Source organism: Xenorhabdus vietnamensis (assembly GCF_002127535.1).
GTDB lineage: Bacteria > Pseudomonadota > Gammaproteobacteria > Enterobacterales > Enterobacteriaceae > Xenorhabdus > Xenorhabdus vietnamensis.
Genome location: NZ_MUBJ01000133.1, coordinates 1 through 505, shown reverse-complemented (window position 1 = coordinate 505; position 505 = coordinate 1). Strand labels below are relative to the sequence as shown.

The following is a 505-nucleotide window of genomic DNA, read 5'->3' as shown; positions in this document are numbered from 1 at the left end:
CATTAAACCGAGTCAATCTGATGATACCCAATTGGCTGAGGCAATTCGGAAAATAATACAAAAATCCGTACCCCACGCCTCAACCACCCAATCCGGCACCGTCCAGCTCAGCAATGCCATATACAGTGACAGCCAAACCGAGGCAGCAACATCCTATGCAGTGAAACAGGCGTTCGACAATGCCGACAACAGGCTGCTCAGGAGAATGAATGGCGAGGACATTCCGGATAAATCGCAGTTCGTGAAAAATCTGGGGTTAGAGGTCACAATAGAAAAAGCGCGCCGCGCCGTGCCTGATAACCGGCGAATTAATGGGAAGTGGCTGTCATCGGATATTTCACTGGTTGCGGGGGATGTTGATGCCGTTTCGGCCTCAAAAGGAGGCACATTTCAGAGTGATATCCGGGTCTCTGAGGGGGTATATATTGGCAAACAACGGCCAGATTTAGTGTTATCGTCATTGGGAACAGCCAAATCGCGGGTGAATTTATCGTTATGGGGGATA

Annotated in this window: 1 protein-coding gene; it reads left to right on the top strand. The window is 49.5% G+C overall.

Annotated elements, in window-relative coordinates; genetic code table 11:
• Nucleotides 1-505, top strand: a 505-nt coding sequence (locus Xvie_RS20560) for a phage tail protein (protein WP_208612673.1), incomplete at both ends; no start/stop codon positions are given.